Consider the following 15,915-nt stretch of genomic DNA (forward strand, 5'->3'; position numbering starts at 1 on the left):
ACTGCTCGGCCGCGGCGTCGTACAGCAGGCTGCGCAGCCAGGTGACGAAGTGGCGGTCGGCCAGGCGCCGGTTCTGCCTTATTTTCGGGCAGGGTGTCCGGTCCTTCAAGGCCGGGGGAATGCCCGCTCCCGCATGGCGGGGCAGGGCAAGCAGGATCGCCGTCAGGGCGGTCCGGCGTTGCGGAAGATACGTCGCTGAGGCCCGGCGCGGGCAGCCGGTGGTGACGGCGGGCCCGGGGCTCTGCGGCCGGAGGCTGCCCTGGAGGACGGGGTGTGTCGGTCACTCTGACGGGTGAGGTCGGTCGAAGACGCGCGCGGGAGGGGAACGGGGTGGCTAGGTTCGTGGCATGTCGCGTTTCCGGCTGTACCCGACGCCCGCGCAGGCGCAGCAGTTGCTGTTGCACTGTGCGCACGCCCGGTATGTGTGGAACCTGGCGGTGGAGCAGCACGCGCACTGGCGGCCCGGCCGCAGCTCTGCGCCCGGCTTCGCGGAGCAGTGCCGTCAGCTGACCGAGGCCCGACGTGAGAACGCTTGGCTGGCGGCCGGGAACGCGGATGTGCAGCAGCAGGCCCTGAAGGACTTCACCGCAGCCAAGACGGCCCGCTTCACCTCCGGGTTCGGTGAGCCGACCTGGCGCAGGAAACACTCGCACGAGGGCTTCCGTGTCATCGGCACCGACCGGGTCCCGGAATCCTGGCCGGACGGTTCACCAAAGCTGAACGCGAAGACCGGCAGGCAGGTCATGGGCCGCTCGGTGGTGGTGCAGAAACTGAACCGGCGGTGGGCGCGGGTGAAGGTGCCCGGCTGCGGCTGGGTCCGCTTCCGCCTCACCCGCGCCGAGCTGCCGAGGGCGAAGACGTTCCGCGTCACCTTCCGGGGCGGCCGGTGGCACATCGCGTTCGCCGTCGTCCCCGAACCGCTCGACGCACCCGGCACGGGCGAGGTCATCGGCATCGACCGGGGTGTGAAGATCACCGCCGCCCTCTCGGACGGCCGGAAACTGAACTGCCCCCAGCTCACTCTCAAAGAACGCGCCCAGATCCGCAAACACCAGCGGCGCGCCGCACGCGCCCCGAAGGGCAGCCAGGCCAAGACCGCCGCACATGCCACGGTCGCCAGGCTCAGGGCGCGAGAGGCCGACCGGCGCAAGGACTGGTGCGAGAAGACCAGCACCATGCTCGCCCGCACCTACGACGTGATCCGGTTCGAGAAACTGAACATCAAGAACATGACCGCCTCGGCGAGGGGAACGGCCGAACAGCCCGGCAAGAACGTCCGGGCCAAGGCCGGGCTGAACCGGGCGGTCCTCGCCCAGGGCTGGGGCCTGCTCCGCCAGCGCACCGGACACAAGGCCCCCGGCCGGGTCGAGGACGTACCCGCGCCTTACACCTCTCTGCGGTGCAGTAGCTGTGGCTGGATCGACAAGAACTCGCGCAAGAGCCAAGCCGAGTTCGTCTGCTCCTCCTGCGGCTTCACCTGCAACGCCGACCACAACGCAGCAGTCAACGTCGCGGCAGGACAGGGCGGGATCCCCCGCCCCCGGCGCTCAGCCGGTGCCGGAGGGGCGACAACGGCCACCAGCCGTCCGAGCGCCCGTGAACCTCAACCCACCCGGGTTGGAATCCCCTTTTTTTAAGAAGGGGAGGATGTCAAACCATGTCGATGCCGAGTCCGGTCCGGGCAGCGGAAACGGGAACTTCTCGATCCGTGGGTCGGCGAGGGTGCGCATGGTGACGGCGGCCCAGTACCGCAGCAGGGCGACACCGCCGGCGCGGGCCGCGTGAACGGCATCAGCAGGAAGTCGGAGATTCGCGGCCCGACGCGGTAGGGGATGCCCTCGTCCTCCAGCACCGAGTACGAGAAGACCCGCCGGTCGGTGCCGACGACGATGTGCGGTTCGGCGGTGAGCAGGTCGAGCGCTCCGCCTGCGGCGGCGTGTCCGGCGCGGCCACCACCACACAACGGTCGTCGTGGAGCCGCTCGCGCGGATACGGCGAGGCATGCCCCTCGGACGTCAGGACGACGTCGACGCCCCCTTCGGTGAAGGCGGCCACGGTCGGCACCGTGATCGTCCGCACCCGTAGCGTGGCGGGCAAGGCGCGCTCGGCGACGAGCAGGGTCAGCCGGGGGTCGACGACGAACGCAGTGCTGTTCGTCATGGCGACGGTGATGACCCGCTCGTCCGTGGCGGGGTCGAAGGAGGGGAGGTCGACGATCTGCGCCGCCTGTTGCAGCGCGCCACGCAGTGGCGCGATCAGCTCCAGGGCCCGCGGGGTGAGCGTGACGCCGCTGCCCTGCCGAACGACGAGGTCGTCACCCAGCAGGCGCCGCATCCGGGTCAGGGCGTGGCTCATGGCCGGCTGTGACAGCCCGACTCGCTCCGCCGCCCGGGTCACCGACCGTTCCTCCAGCAGCACGAGAAGAGGCACCAGCAGGTTGAGGTTGACCGACGCCAGCCAGTCCAATCCCGATGCCGTGCGGGTCTTCCGTGCTCCGATCCCCCGCCTTCACGCAACTACACGAGCAAAATATATTCGTGATGTTCGTTTCGTTGACGTCATGTAAAGCGAATGGTTAGCGTGACGGCAGCCACAGGGTGCACCGCCGCACCCGCACCGCAGACGTGAGGCAGCCATGAGCGTGAACAGCAACACCGTCAACACCGTCCTGGGCCCGGTGCCGGCCGGGGAGTTGGGCGTCGTCTCGGTCCACGAAGCGCTGCTGTCGGTGCTGCCGGGCGCGGAACACGCCTTCGACATCACCCTCGACCGCGCCGAGATCTTCGAGACGCTGGCCGGCAAACTGCGGGACTTCCGTGCCCACGGCGGCGGCACGATCGTCGACGGCACCGGCATGTTCCACGGCCGGGACGTCCGCCTGTACGAGGCCCTGTCCCGTGCGACGGGTGTGCACATCGTCGCCTCGACCGGCCAGGGACCCGAGGAACTGCTCGGCGGCTACTTCCTCACGCCCCAGACCGACCCGCCGACCCCCTGGCCCGCCGAGAAGTTCGCCGGCCTCTTCACCAAGGAGATCACCGAGGGCATGGTGGTCCCGCGCGTGGAGCGCCGCGGCCCCGCCGGCCTGGTCACCACCACGGTGACCCGCGCCGGCATGACCGCGACCGACGAGAGCCTGCTGCGCGGCGCGGCCCGCGCCGCCCTCGCCACGGGCAGCCCGCTCTCCTTCCGCCACGGCGCCGATGCCCTGCGCGAACTCGACGTCGTCCTCGACGAGAAGCTGCCCGCCGACCGGGTCGCCGTCGGCGGCCTCGACCGCAGGGAAGCCGCCGCCGCCGGTGCCCCGCGGCGCATCGCCGACCGCGGCGCCCACGTCGTCCTCGACCACGTCGGCACCGAGGACGACGAGCACCTGACCGACGCCGAGCGGGCCGACCTGGTCGCCGATCTCGTACGCGCCGGACACGCCGGCCGGATCCTGCTCTCCGTCGGGGCGACCGGGGTGGCCAAGGGGCACCCCGCCAACGACCTGCCGTACAGCCACGTCCTGACCGCCTTCGTGCCCCTGCTCGAGGCGCACGGCGTCGGCGACGACGACGTACGGCGCATCCTCCGGGCCAACCCCCGCGACCTGCTCGCGACGCGCTGAACGCGCCGGCCCGAACGACCGTCAAGATCTTTTTTCCGAAGGTGAGTGCTGTGTCGCGAGTCAACACCGTCCTGGGGCCCATCCCCGCCGAGGAGCTGGGCTTCGTGGCGATCCACGAACACATCGGCTACGGCATGCCCGGCTCCGAGCTGGACACGCAGTGGTGGAAGACCCCCGAGCAGCGGTACGAGGAGACCGTTCCGAAGCTCCGCCGCTTCCACGAGCTGGGCGGCGGCACCTTCGTCGACGCGACCGGCATCTGCAACGGCCGCGACGTCGACCACTACAGGTCGCTGTCCGCGAAGACCGGCGTCCACATCGTCGCCTGCACCGGCTTCGTCGGCGGCGACACGGCTCTGCCGCACTTCGCCCGCGCCGATGTCGACTACCTGACACGGCAGTTCGTCCACGAGATCACCGTCGGCATCGGCGGCACCGGCAGTCTCGCCGGCGTCATCAAGGTCGGCGTCAGCCGTGGCGGCCGCATGACCGATCTGGACAAGCGCATCTACCGCGCCGCCGCCCGCGCTTCGCTCCGTACGGGCGTACCGATCCTCACCCACCTCGCGATCGACGCCGAGAACGCCGTAGCCATTTTCGAGGAGGAGCAACTGCCGCTGGACCGAGTGCTGTTCGGGCACGTCGACGACGGCGTCAACGCCGACAGGACCCGCGACGTCTGGATCGCCGAGCAGGGCGGCCGCATCGGCTTCGACACCTTCGGCTACGAGACCGAACTGCCCGACCCGCCGTTCTGGGCCCGTCCGCGCAAGGAACGCCTGGACCACTTCCTGCGGTTCATCGACAACGGCCGCCGGATCGGGCAGGTCCTCGCCTCCGCCGACGCCAACTGCTCCCCGCTGGGTTGGCCCGGCGTCAAGGGACACACCGTCAACTACCTCTTCGACGACCTGCTCCCGGACCTGCGTGCCGCCGGCCTCGACGAGGCCGCCATCCAGACGATCTTCGTCGGCAACCCCGCCGACTTCCTCACCATCCAGAAGTAGGAGAGTTCCGCCATGCAGTCCTCGGACCTGAACAAACTGAAGATCGCGATCGTCGGCGCGGGCTACGGCGGCGCGGCGGCGGCCAAGGCCCTCGGCCTGCTCGGCGCGGACGTCACCGTCTACGAACAGGCCAACCGGATCCGTGAGGTCGGCGCCGGCATCGGCCTGCGCCCCGCCACCATGAACCGGTTCCGCCAGTGGGGGATCTTCGACGCGATCGCCGAAGTCAGCTCGCCCAGCGAGTACTTCGAGATCCTCACCGCCACCGGCGACCCGATCATGAAGGAGACGTGGCCCGCCGAGGGCGAGCAGACCCACACCCGTCTGATCCACCGCGGCGACTTCATCGAGGCCCTGCTCGGCGTGCTGCCCGAAGGCATGGTGCGCCTCGGCCACCGCCTCCAGAGCGTCGAGGACAAGGGCGACAGCTCCGTCCTGGCCTTCGCCGACGGCACCACCGTCGAGGCGGACCTCGTCGTCGGCGCCGACGGCATCAAGTCCGCCGTACGGCAGCAGCTGTTCAGCGACCGGGAACCGGTGTTCTCCGGCGAGCACGCCTACCGCGCCGTCATCTCCGCGGACGACGCCCACGGCATGGTCATCGACGACAACCTGCGCATGTACATCGGCCGCGGCACGAAGGTCTACCTGCTGCCGCTGCGCCACCGCGACCAGGTGTCCTTCGACATCACCGCCCTGTGCCCGGACGGCACCTGGACGCCGCAGGTCACCAAGGACGACATGCTGCGCACCGTCCAGGGCTTCGACGAGCGCCTGGTGGCCATCACCCGCGGCCTCGACATGGACACCGTGAACATCCGCGCCGTCTACGACATCGACCCGGTCGACACCTGGCACTCGGACTCCGTCGTGCTGGTCGGGGACGCCGCGCACTCGATGCTGCACCACCAGGGCCAGGGCGCCAACTCGGCCATCGAGGACGCCGGAGGGCTCGCCGACGCCCTGCGGCAGGCGGGCTCCGTGAAGGAGGCCCTCGCCCTCTACCAGGCCACCCGCAAGCCGGTGACCGACCAGCTCCAGGCCATCTCGCGCCAGGGCTGGTCCGAGGACGAGATCGACGACGTCTTCCCCGGCCAGAAGCCCGCGGCCGCCGCGACGAAGGAGTAGGTCATGCCGCTGCACCCCGAGATCGCGAAGTTCCTCGCGACCCTGCCGCCCGCGCCCGAGGGCCCGCTCGACCCGGCCGCGCTGCGCGCCGCGGAGGAGGCGCACGTACCCGCCGTCGAGGACCGACTGCCGCTGCACGCGGTCGCGGACCTGACCGCGCACACCGCCTCCGGCGACGTGCCGGTACGCGTCTACACGCCCACCGCCGCGGACCGGCACGGCCTGCTGGTCTACTTCCACGGCGGCGCCTTCTTCCTCGGCAGCCTGGACACGCACGACCACCTCGCCCGCTCCCTGGCGAAGGAGACCGGTCTGAAAGTGGTCTCCGTCGGCTACCGCCGGGCGCCCGAGGCCGCCTTCCCGGCCGGTCTCGACGACTGCTACGCCGTCACCCGATGGGCCGCCGAGCAGGGCGTGAGTCTGGGCTGGGACGGCGTGACGCTCGGCGTGGCGGGCGACAGCTCCGGTGCCGGCTTCGCCGCCGCCGTGGCGGCCAGGGCCCACGACGAGGGCTTCGACGGGGTCACCCACCAGATCCTCTACTACCCCTCCCTCGACCTGGACTTCGACGAGGACCGCCATCCCTCGCTGCGGGAGAACGCCGTCGGGTACGGCCTGGAGACGGCCGGCCTCAAGCCGTTCAACGCCTTCTACCTCGACAGCGGCGCCGACCCGGCCGACCCCCTGGTCTCCCCGGTCAAGCGCGAGGACCTGAACGGGCTGCCACAGGCCCTCGTCGTCACCGCCGAGTTCGACCCGATGCGCGACGAGGGGGAGCTGTACGGCCGCCGCCTCCAGGACGCCGGCGTGCCTGCCACGGTGAGCCGTTACGAGGGCGCCGGTCACGGCTTCGTCCAGCACTTCTCCTGGATCCCGGAGTTCCACCGGGTCTTCGCCGAGACCCGCGACTTCCTCACCCGGCACTGAACACGAGCCGCTGTAAAAGAAGTTCGGAAAGGTGACCATGACACGCGACGTCACCGTCCACCCCCTCGTCTCGCCGTGGGGGAGGTTCGGTCTGTACAGCTTCTTCATCGACGCGCCCGAACCGGCGATCGTCGACACCGGGATCGCGACCTCCCCCGCACAGGGCATGGCCCCCGCTCTGGAGGCGATCGGGCGACGCATCGAGGACGTGCGCTGGATCCTGCTCACGCACGGGCACATCGACCACATCGGCGGGGCGCACGCCCTGTGGGAGCTCACCGGCCGCCGCGCGCAGGTGGTGATCCACGAGGCCGACGCACCGATGCTCCGCTCCCGCCGGGCCCACGTGGACGAGTACCGGGCCGGACGCGGCCGCTACCTGCGCGACCCCGAGGGCGAGGCGAAGGTGGCCGCGGCCACGGACGCCGTCATCTCCGGGCAGATGGAACCCACGCTGCTCGTCCAGGGCGGCGAGACGCTCTCCCTCGGCGGCGACGTCACCGTCTCGGTGCACGCGATCCCCGGGCACACCCCCGGGTCCGTCGCCTACGCCGTCGACGGCCGGCGCTCCGTCTTCGTCGGCGACGCCGTACAGGTCCACGGCGCAGCCAACGGCTTCCCCGGCTACACCGACCCGGCCGCCTACCGTGCCGGCCTGGAACACCTCCGCGACGAGGTCCGCCCACGGCACCTGTACCTCGGGCACCCGTACCGCCGCGACGACGGCACCCCGTACGGCGTCGAACTCGACGAGGCGCAGGCCCGCGAGGCCATCGCCCAGAGCCTCGCCGCCGAAGGCCGGGTCGCCGAGGCCGCCTGCCGCTGCCTGGAGGCTGGCCTGAGCGAGACGGACTCCCCGTACTCGCCCTTCGCCCCCGTGGCCGACGCGCTCGGCTACACCGGCGACCCGGCCCTCGAACCCTCGCCCTTCTTCACCTCGCTGCACGGTTACCGCGCGCAGCACCACCCGACCGCGCAGTACAGGAGCACCGCACCATGACCGACCTTCACACCATTCGCGCGGGCGAGCAGTCCATCGCCGTCCGCAAGGACCTGCGGGTCCCCATGCGCGACGGCGTCGAACTCGCCGTGGACGCCTACCACGGCACCGACGACACCCCCAGGCCCGCGTTGATCGCGATGAGCGCCTACGGCAAGGAACTCCAGGCCCTCGCCCTGACCACGCCTCCGCAGCGCCGCCCCAGCCCGATGTGGGACGGCTGCATCGAGGCCGGTGACATCGCCCGCGTCGTCCGCGAGGGATACGTCCACGTCATCGGCGACATGCGCGGCACCGGCGACTCCGGCGGCGTCATGATCGGCAACTACAACGCCGGCGGCGTCCCCCAGGGACAGGACCTCCACGACCTGATCGAATGGGTCGCCGCCCAGCCGTGGTGCGACGGCAACATCGGCATGATCGGCATCTCCTACTTCGGTTCCATGCAGGTGCTCGCCGCCGCCGAACGCCCCCCGCACCTCAAGGCGATCTTCGTCAGCGGCGGTCACTTCGACTTCTACGAGACGACGTACCACGGCGGCGTCATGTGGTTCATGCCGCGCGCCGCCCGCGAGGGCCGCGGCGGCGACTCCGGCATCGCGCACACGAACGTCAAGTCCCGTATGCAGGAGGTGCACAGCCCCGAGGCGCTGAACAAGCTCGTCGACGAACGGCTGAACGATCCCGACGTGGCCGCCTGGCCGAACCTCGTCCATGTCCTGAAGTACCCCAAGAACCGCGAGTTCTGGTTCGACATCGTCATGAACCCGCTCGACGGCGACTGGTACGAGGAACGCAACCCCGTCAACCTGGCCCGGAACATCGACATCCCGGTCTACCTCCAGATCGACCAGGGACGCGGCTGGACGGTGGACGGTCACATCGAACTGTTCGACGTGCTCAAGGGCCCCAAGAAGCTCGACATCGGCTCCTACCCCCCGATGCAGTCGCGCCCCTGGATCGAGGAGCACGACAAGATGTTCCGCTGGTACGAGTACTGGCTCAAGGGCGTCGACAACGGGATCATGGACGAGCCGGCCGTGAGCGTCTTCGTGGAGGGCTCACGCGAGGTGGTCACCGCGGACCGGTGGCCCCCGAAGCCGACCACCCACAAGTCGCTCCACCTCCGCCCCCGGCACAAACTCTCCTACGAGCCCGAGCACATGGGCACCGAGCACGCCGTCCCCGACGGCTTCTACCAGGCACCGCTCACGGTCACCGACAAGGTCGAGGTGCTCACCTGGAGCACCGAACCGTTCGAGGAGCCCACCGAGCTGATCGGGACCGGCGCGGCGCACCTGTTCGCCGAGATCGACCAGGACGACACCAACTTCATCCTGCGCCTGTGGGACGAAGCTCCCGGCGGCAAGCGGCAGTTGATCACCACCGGCTACCTCAAGGCGTCCCACCGCGAGCTCGACGAGGAGCGCACCACCGAGGGCGACCCCTACCACCCGCACACCCGCGCGGTGCCGGTCGAGCCCGGGAGGATCGAGGAGTACGTGCTGCGCCTCTACCCGCACGCCGCCACCTTCCTTCCCGGTCACCGCCTGGTGGTGGAGCTGTCGAACGACGAGCCCCTGGCCGACGCGCACAACTCCCTCCTCCCACCGGACGCCTTCCACCTGCCGGTGGGCCGCCCCGTCACCCACAAGATCTACCGTGATGCGGCACACCCCTCCCGCCTGGTCCTGCCGTTCACGAGGGCCGACACTCCGCCCGCGACACGAGAGGACGGCGACCGGCGCGCCGACGCCTGACGGGACGGGGCAGGCGCCGACCGGGCACCGCCGTACCCCCGGCGGTGCCGGCCGCTGATGCCGAAGCGCACGCGCGAGGTCGGCATGATCGGCACAATGGGGCCGACAACGTCCGGGCCGCACACCGCCGTCAGCGCGCACGGGACCCCGGACACCATGACCTGGACGGGGAGCTCTGCCATGAGCAGTACGGAAAGCGGCAAGCACGAGGGATTCACGGCCGAAGAGCGGGCCGCGATGAAGGACCACGCCAAGGAACTCAAGAAGGAAGCCCGCCGCGGCTCGCGCGCGGACAAGGCGGCCGAGGCGGTACGGGACGTACTCGCGAAGATCGCCGAGATGCAGGAGTCCGACCGGGTCATGGCGGAGCGCGTCCACGCCGTCGTCACCGCGAACGCTCCGGTCCTCGCGCCGAAGCTCTGGTACGGCATGCCCGCCTACGCGCTGGACGGCAAGGTCGTCTGTTTCTTCCAGAGCGCGGAGAAGTTCAAGGCGCGGTACGCGACCCTCGGCTTCAGCGACCTGGCGAACCTGGACGAGGGCACCATGTGGCCCTCCGCGTTCGCCCTCACGGAACTGAACGCGGAGGCCGAGGCGAGGATCGCCGCGCTCGTGAAGCAGGCGGTGAGCTGAGGCACGTCACGACGCGCCCGGCACCGCGCCCCGCCCACCACCGCGATAGTGGCGAAGATCCGGCAGCAGTGCGGGATCCAGGGGCGCGGTCAACCGGAACTCGATCAGCGTGGCCGGACAGCCCTTGGCGACGAGCTGGGCCAGAGCGGTCAGCCGGTGATTGCCGTCGAGGACCAGATACCCGTCCGGCCCCAGCGCGTAGGTCGCGAGCATGAGCGAGATTCCCTGGGCGTCGAGCCGGGTCGCGTAATGGTCCCGCAGTTCTCCGATGCGCGAGCGCCGTTCCTGGCGGAGGGAGGAGAGGTCAGTCGCCAGTTCGGCGTGCCGCAGTGGCACCGCGTCGCGCTGGTCGTACCTCACCTCCCCTGTCCCGGACGCCTCGCGGTACCAGGGGGCGTGATAGCCCGCCAGCGCGGCGAGGTCGTACGGCGCGAGCGTGGTGGACACCATGGCCAACCCGACCGGCGGATCGCCCTGCCGGGCCATCCGCGACAGTGCCTCCCAGTCGAGGGAGGCACGGATGCGGTGCGCTCCCTGCGTGAAGTGGGCCCGGAACACCTCGAACGGCACCGGCTGGACCGCCATACGCGCCAACTGTCCTGTTCGCGAGCCGAATTCGCCGGACCAGTGATCGGCCATGATTCTCGACCTCCGCGCATGGAACTCGGCCGTTCCGCGAAGCCCCTCGATCACCGAGAGGAGCTTGCGCCAGTCGTCGGGCGTCCAGTGCGCATGGGAGTGCAGAGAGGAGCCGAGGGTGTCCGTGACGGTGCTCAGCACACGGGACACCGTGCGCAGATACTCCTCCTGCATCGCCGGCCGGGCGAGCGGCACCAGGGACAGCCCGGCCCGGCAGTCGTACAGCGCCCGGTACGTACGACCTGGGGTGGACGCCTCTCGCAACTCCGGTGCCGAGTAGGTGAGATAAGCAATCTTCTCGGTCAACTCCAGGTCAGCCAGCGCCTCTTGGATGTTGCCCTGACGCCGGGCGAGCAGCATCCCGACGACCATCGTGGTGACGGCGCCCAGGCCGAAGCTGGAGGCCCAGTCCGACCAGCTCCAGGGCTCGCCGTGCCACCACAGCAGCAGGTCCATGACGCCGGCGACGACGGGAAGTACCGCCAAGGGCCAATAGTCGGCCCATAACGCTCGCGCTCTCGTTGTCACCCGCTCCTCCTCCGGCCGCGGGGCCGCGGCCCGACACGAGAAAGACAGCCTATGTCCGCCGGACGGTTCCCCGTGCCGGTGTGCCCACCAGCCGGCGAGCTCGCCGCACCCCACGTCGACCCGTCTGTCCGTGTCATCGAGCGCCGCGGCGAGCGACTCCGGAGCAGTACCGAGCGCGGCGAACAACGCGTGCGCCCGTACTGTGACAATGAGCCAGTGAAAGAAGCCCCCGTCGCGCCCGTGCCCGTCATCCTCGGCATAGATGATCTCCGACCGCTCCCCAGGGCCACGCGGATCGCCCGCACCAGCCGCGAAGGCATCCGACTCCTGGAAGAGCATCGCGACAGTTTCATCGACGAGCTATGGCTCGACCACGATCTCGGAGGCGAGGACACCATCATGCCGGTGGTGACCCTCATGGAAGAAGCCGCCTTCAACGGACGGCCCTTTCGGATCGGAGCGGTCTTCGTTCACAGCGCCAACCCCATAGGGGCAGAAACAGTTGTCCGGTCGCTCGCCCGCTGGAGCTACCGTGTCCGGCGCGCAACGGCCTAGCCAGGTGCCGTGACCTTCGGGGCCAGAGCACTGCGAGGCAGTGTCTGACAAATGATCACCGACCGCGGGCGTGGTGCTCGGGACCAGTGGGCTTGCCTCGCTGACAGCGATCGGCGATTCCGGGTCGATGCCGGGGCAGGGGAAACGGAAGCGGCGGCAGGAGGCGGAAAGGCAGCGGCCGGCTGCTCGCACTGCACCGGAAACAGGGCAATGGGAAGTGACCCTTGAGACCAGGGACCAGGCGGAGCTGCGCTCGCACCTGCGCTCGCTCCGGGAAGCGCACATCGACGCATCGCTCGTCCGGATCGACACACTGTGCCGACGCCCAGTGGAACAGAGCACCTACCGGCTGAGCCGGTTCGTGGCAGACAGCGGGGCGATTCGGACCGCGAGCCTTCTGACCGTTGGACCTGTGGCAGGGCGACGCGAGTCCGCATACGAAGCGGCTTGCCTGCCAGTCAGGCTTGTCGAAGCGACAGCGAGAGCCGGCGTCGTACGTTGTCGATGTCCGTGACGACGATCACGACCTGATCGTCGACCTGTACGACCCCCTCCGGCACCACCGGCACCGAGCTGAGCTCGGACGGATGGACGAGGTCCTGAAAGCCGTCCGAGACCTCTACGAAGGCGCCGAAGGGGACCAGGGGACCAGTCCGGTCACCCTGCCGGTCGGCCGTTGGCCCACCACGACGCCCTCCTGCAGCGGCGACGCGGTCTCCATTGCTGGATCAGCGGGTCTGTTCCAGCGGCTTGGCCCGGCCGAGCAGTTCCGCGAGCGGGGTGCCGGTCCGCGCGGCGATGACGCGGCGTGCGCGAACCTGGGCACGTGTACGGGGGCGGAACTTCGGTTCGCGCCCGCAACCGCAGGGCTCGAAGCCCTCGTACCGCAAGCCCGCAGCCAGGACCACCGCCACCACCGACCAAGCCTTCCGATTGCCGCGCCGAGGTGCCGCGAAGTCATGTCCGGCGCACAGGAGTGTCCCCGCGCAGCGCGGGCATGTGTGTCCGGCCCGGCTGGGATGCCGTTTGAAGCTGATCCGGCACGACACGCACACGTAGTGCAGCTTGTAGTGGACGAAGGCGTAGGTGCACACGGAAAGACCGTACCGGCGACGCTTCGTCCGAAGCCAACAGGTTTGCCGCTCGCGCCCTCGCAGCTGTGGCTTGCGTCTCGCCGTCCGCCGAGTCCGGATCGACCCGGCCGAACGACGAAGGACCCAGCCCAGCCGTCGTGCCTAGTCCCACCAGAACGACCAGGAAGTCCGCCCCACGAGCCGCGCAGCGTACTCGAGGAACGGCGTGGGCGGGTCGTCGACGATGTTGTCCGCGGTCGACAACACGTGTTCCAGGGCCAGCAAGTTCGCGTGCTCTGCTTCCGCGGGAGGTCTCGCGACCGATACGTGCAGCTCGCTGCCGACGGCCGCGACGACCTGGGCACCGAAGCGGTCCTCCCACCTCCGCAGGAGTGCGCAGAGCAGGGGGAGTGGCGCCTCGGCGGACCAGCCGATCAATGCCAGGGCATCGCTGCTTCGACGGGCAGGGACGAGTACCAAGCAGCACTCCTCCAGCCCGAACGGGCCCGTCTCCACGAGGCGGTCCAGCAGGCGTGCCGCAGCCTCCTCCGAAGTCGGACCTGCGGACGCTGTCGGCACCCGCGGTGCCAGTCCCGGCCACTGTTCGAACGGCGGTCCCGGATCATGCGGCCATGGCTCTGTTTCTTCGGGCGCCGATTCCGGCGTCGGGTCGGTCCAGAAGGGCAGCCGCCTGCGCCGGTACTCGGCGAAGTCCGTGGCCAATACCTCCTCCAGACGGATGGCATCGACGTGATCCAGGCCGAGCGGACTTCCCAAGACGCCGGGCCGGCACAGGAGCGGAACCAAACCGTGTACTGGTTGTCCGCTCAGCAGGCGAGACCACAGCCGTTCGATGTCATCAGGGAACTCGTCGGACACCCACACGAGTTCGGGACCGCAGGCCACGAACCGACCGGGAGGCAGGCCATCAGGAAGGGCGAACGACATGGCTCGCACCCTGGACCGCGCTACTGACAGCGAACTGCCCTGAAGGACCTCAAGAGGTGCCGCGACCTACTCGTCGAGGTATCGATACGCCTCGCTCGCCGCCCGGATCACCACGTTCCCGTCGCGGACCTGCCACTCGCTCATGCCGTCGACCTCGTGACTGACGAGGAACAGGCCGGTGATCAGGTCGTTGTCGTCGTCGGACGCCGGGATCCGCGCGATGCGCCGCAGTTGCTCCAGGAAGTCGTCGACGGCCTGAGCACGCATCGCGGCTCCGTAGAAGCCCCAGTTGGTGAAGTTGTACTGCCTCGGCGGGAAAGTCCAGCCCCCGCTGTACGTCTCATCGGGATCGTCCGACTCGACGATCCGTGTGACCTGGGCCAGTTGCCGATCGTCGCACTCCAGCCAGCCTCTGATCCTGACGAAGACGCCCACGACGATTCCCCCCTATGCCTCGGACGCCGTTCTCGACGGACGACGCCCACTGCGGTCGTCGGACGATAAGCGGGATCCGATGGATCGGGCAAAGCGTTTGGACGCCTTCGCCCAGCGGCCCGTCCGGACTGTCACTATCTCGGCAGCCAGGCAGCGTTGGACCTGTTCCCTCGGTACGCCCACCAGGAACCGGATGATCGAGATGAGGCCCGTGCCCTGCGGGCCGACGGTACGGTCGGCGAGATCCGTGTGCACATCGCCGCGATCACCTCACGCCCCCGTACTGCGTCCCTGAGGGCGTTCCTTGCCGCCACGCACGCCGACCAGGCCGGAGTGAGCGAGGCTTCCTTCGGCCATCCGGTCATCGCCGCGCTCATCGAGAAGCGGAAGCCGGCATACGAGCAGCTCGTCGGCGATCTCGTGCTGCCTGACACCGACATCGGCACGCACGGCCGAGTCGGCTTCGACCCGGACGGAAAGCCCGCGGCGGCATGGCCGGCGGCTCGTACCACCTACGACACGATCACAGCCGAGCCGGCAGGCGCCGGCCGACGTCTGCCCACCCCCGACGAATGGGAGCACGCCTACGCGTTCGGTGCGCGGGACCTGTTCCCCCGGGGCGACCGCATGCCGACCGGTCGGCGGGAGGAAGACGACGTCCTGATCCTGCCGGACGGCGTGCAGGTGGCTGCGGCGTCGCCGATGCTGTCCGGACTGCACATGGTCCAGAACTCGTACAAGTGGGAGCTGACCGCCGACCGCCGCGAGGTTCGCGGCGCCGACGGGGGCGGTACCGAATGCGGCGGCGAACCGTGGTTCGCCAAGTGGTTGATCCAGGCGAGCGCCTGTCGCGGCCCCGAGCAGGGCGAGTTCGTCGCCCAACGCCCGCACACCCGCGGCACCTTGGTCAGACCTGTCATTCCGCTGGATTGAGGACGGCAGTGGGACCTCGAATCGCCGGCCGCTTGCCGCAAAGGCCCCAGGGTGCCTTACAACTGATCCCCTCTGAAGGCCGGTTTCGGGGGATGAGGCCCGCCGCCGTCCTTGATGTCCTGCTCGCAGGTTCGTCGGTCGTAGGACTGGTCGTTGGGTATCAACAACACCTCTGCAACCTGCTCAGGGTGCTCGACGGTGAGCCAGGCGTCGCCCGTGGGGTCACCGCCCGGTCCGAACGCCTCGGACGAGTAGACCGTTCGGCACCCCAACGCCACGCGTTTCCCGTCGACCGCGCAGGCGTCCACGCCAGGTCCGGAACTCTCGTCGGCACCGTCGAAGCGGAAGTGGAAGTGCACCTGGTCACCTTCGGAGGGCACCTGCGGGTGGGGCTCAAGGCGCCAGTCGACGACCTCGGCGGTGACGCCGATGCGCTGCTCATACACGTTTTCGATCTGCACCTTGACACCGGCCTTGCCACGATCCGCGGTCGTGTCCGTGCAGCCCCAGTGAGAGGAGCAGCCGGACAGGGCGAGAATCGCGAGAGCCAACGGAGCAGCGGCAGGCAGCCGTGCGAGGAACATTCAGGTGACCTCCGTGCCGTTGTCTCACCGGGCTTGTTCGAACCACACCACAGGGTGAGTATCACGTAGCGCTGCGGCCCCGCTGATCCTTTCGGCGTGGACCGCCGACCTGCGATCGAGGGGCAGGGCCTCGCCGGGAGCGCTGTCAGTGCGGC

17 protein-coding genes are annotated in these 15,915 nt (G+C 69.6%); 10 read left to right on the top strand and 7 right to left on the bottom strand.

Annotated elements, in window-relative coordinates; genetic code table 11:
* Positions 1-347 precede the first annotated feature (347 nt).
* A complete protein-coding gene (locus ACWC24_RS21970) occupies positions 348-1,637 on the top strand; it encodes an RNA-guided endonuclease InsQ/TnpB family protein (protein WP_450664531.1) in 1,290 nt (429 codons plus the stop codon).
* 154 nt (positions 1,638-1,791) lie between these two features.
* Here the strand turns inward: ACWC24_RS21970 and ACWC24_RS21975 are convergent, their stop codons facing one another.
* Positions 1,792-2,466, bottom strand: a complete 675-nt coding sequence (locus ACWC24_RS21975; protein ID WP_450664532.1) for a LysR family transcriptional regulator — start codon at positions 2,464-2,466, stop codon at positions 1,792-1,794.
* A 169-nt stretch (positions 2,467-2,635) separates the two neighbouring features.
* Here ACWC24_RS21975 and ACWC24_RS21980 point away from each other — a divergent pair, with 169 nt between their 5' ends.
* From ACWC24_RS21980 to ACWC24_RS22010, 7 genes are all read left to right on the top strand, one after another.
* A complete protein-coding gene (locus ACWC24_RS21980; RefSeq protein WP_450664533.1) occupies positions 2,636-3,610 on the top strand; it encodes a phosphotriesterase family protein in 975 nt (324 codons plus the stop codon).
* A 50-nt stretch (positions 3,611-3,660) separates the two neighbouring features.
* A complete protein-coding gene (locus ACWC24_RS21985) occupies positions 3,661-4,617 on the top strand; it encodes a phosphotriesterase family protein (RefSeq protein WP_450664534.1) in 957 nt (318 codons plus the stop codon).
* Between the two features lie 12 nt (positions 4,618-4,629).
* The gene (locus ACWC24_RS21990; RefSeq protein ID WP_450664535.1) at positions 4,630-5,745 is read left to right on the top strand and encodes an FAD-dependent oxidoreductase; all 1,116 of its coding nucleotides are present in this window, start codon (positions 4,630-4,632) and stop codon (positions 5,743-5,745) included.
* 3 nt (positions 5,746-5,748) lie between these two features.
* Positions 5,749-6,672, top strand: coding sequence for an alpha/beta hydrolase (locus tag ACWC24_RS21995; protein WP_450664536.1), 924 nt, complete (start codon positions 5,749-5,751; stop codon positions 6,670-6,672).
* Between the two features lie 37 nt (positions 6,673-6,709).
* Positions 6,710-7,672, top strand: coding sequence for an MBL fold metallo-hydrolase (locus ACWC24_RS22000; protein ID WP_450664638.1), 963 nt, complete (start codon positions 6,710-6,712; stop codon positions 7,670-7,672).
* Entirely contained in the window at positions 7,669-9,432 is a 1,764-nt protein-coding gene (locus ACWC24_RS22005; protein ID WP_450664537.1) for a CocE/NonD family hydrolase, read from the top strand. The genes ACWC24_RS22000 and ACWC24_RS22005 overlap by 4 nt, the downstream gene beginning before the upstream one ends.
* A 180-nt stretch (positions 9,433-9,612) precedes the next feature.
* The gene (locus tag ACWC24_RS22010; protein WP_450664538.1) at positions 9,613-10,065 is read left to right on the top strand and encodes an iron chaperone; all 453 of its coding nucleotides are present in this window, start codon (positions 9,613-9,615) and stop codon (positions 10,063-10,065) included.
* Positions 10,066-10,071: 6 nt separating this feature from the next.
* On the opposite strand, the gene ACWC24_RS22015 is transcribed toward ACWC24_RS22010, so the two are convergent.
* Positions 10,072-11,190, bottom strand: a complete 1,119-nt coding sequence (locus ACWC24_RS22015) for a hypothetical protein (RefSeq protein ID WP_450664539.1) — start codon at positions 11,188-11,190, stop codon at positions 10,072-10,074.
* A 258-nt stretch (positions 11,191-11,448) separates the two neighbouring features.
* On the opposite strand from ACWC24_RS22015, the gene ACWC24_RS22020 reads away from it, so the two are divergent.
* Positions 11,449-11,787, top strand: coding sequence for a cyclic-phosphate processing receiver domain-containing protein (locus ACWC24_RS22020; protein WP_450664540.1), 339 nt, complete (start codon positions 11,449-11,451; stop codon positions 11,785-11,787).
* Between the two features lie 458 nt (positions 11,788-12,245).
* On the opposite strand, the gene ACWC24_RS22025 is transcribed toward ACWC24_RS22020, so the two are convergent.
* The 4 genes from ACWC24_RS22025 to ACWC24_RS22040 all read right to left on the bottom strand — a co-directional run bounded on the left by ACWC24_RS22025 (position 12,246) and on the right by ACWC24_RS22040 (position 14,243).
* On the bottom strand, positions 12,246-12,431 hold the full coding sequence (locus ACWC24_RS22025) for a S1 RNA-binding domain-containing protein (protein ID WP_450664639.1): 186 nt from the start codon (positions 12,429-12,431) through the stop codon (positions 12,246-12,248).
* A gap of 84 nt (positions 12,432-12,515) precedes the next feature.
* Positions 12,516-12,881 (bottom strand): hypothetical protein, encoded by a 366-nt coding sequence (locus tag ACWC24_RS22030; RefSeq protein ID WP_450664541.1) that lies wholly within the window; start codon positions 12,879-12,881, stop codon positions 12,516-12,518.
* A gap of 141 nt (positions 12,882-13,022) precedes the next feature.
* Positions 13,023-13,808, bottom strand: a complete 786-nt coding sequence (locus ACWC24_RS22035; protein WP_450664542.1) for a DUF4253 domain-containing protein — start codon at positions 13,806-13,808, stop codon at positions 13,023-13,025.
* A gap of 66 nt (positions 13,809-13,874) precedes the next feature.
* Positions 13,875-14,243: a hypothetical protein gene (locus ACWC24_RS22040; protein ID WP_450664543.1), complete on the bottom strand. Its 369-nt coding sequence runs from the start codon at positions 14,241-14,243 to the stop codon at positions 13,875-13,877.
* 156 nt (positions 14,244-14,399) lie between these two features.
* Here ACWC24_RS22040 and ACWC24_RS22045 point away from each other — a divergent pair, with 156 nt between their 5' ends.
* Entirely contained in the window at positions 14,400-15,176 is a 777-nt protein-coding gene (locus ACWC24_RS22045) for a hypothetical protein (RefSeq protein ID WP_450664544.1), read from the top strand.
* A 56-nt stretch (positions 15,177-15,232) separates the two neighbouring features.
* Here the strand turns inward: ACWC24_RS22045 and ACWC24_RS22050 are convergent, their stop codons facing one another.
* Complete coding sequence (locus ACWC24_RS22050; RefSeq protein WP_450664545.1) at positions 15,233-15,760, bottom strand: hypothetical protein; 528 nt, start codon at positions 15,758-15,760, stop codon at positions 15,233-15,235.
* Positions 15,761-15,915 lie beyond the last annotated feature (155 nt).

The sequence above is a fragment of the Streptomyces sp. NPDC001443 genome, assembly GCF_053597355.1.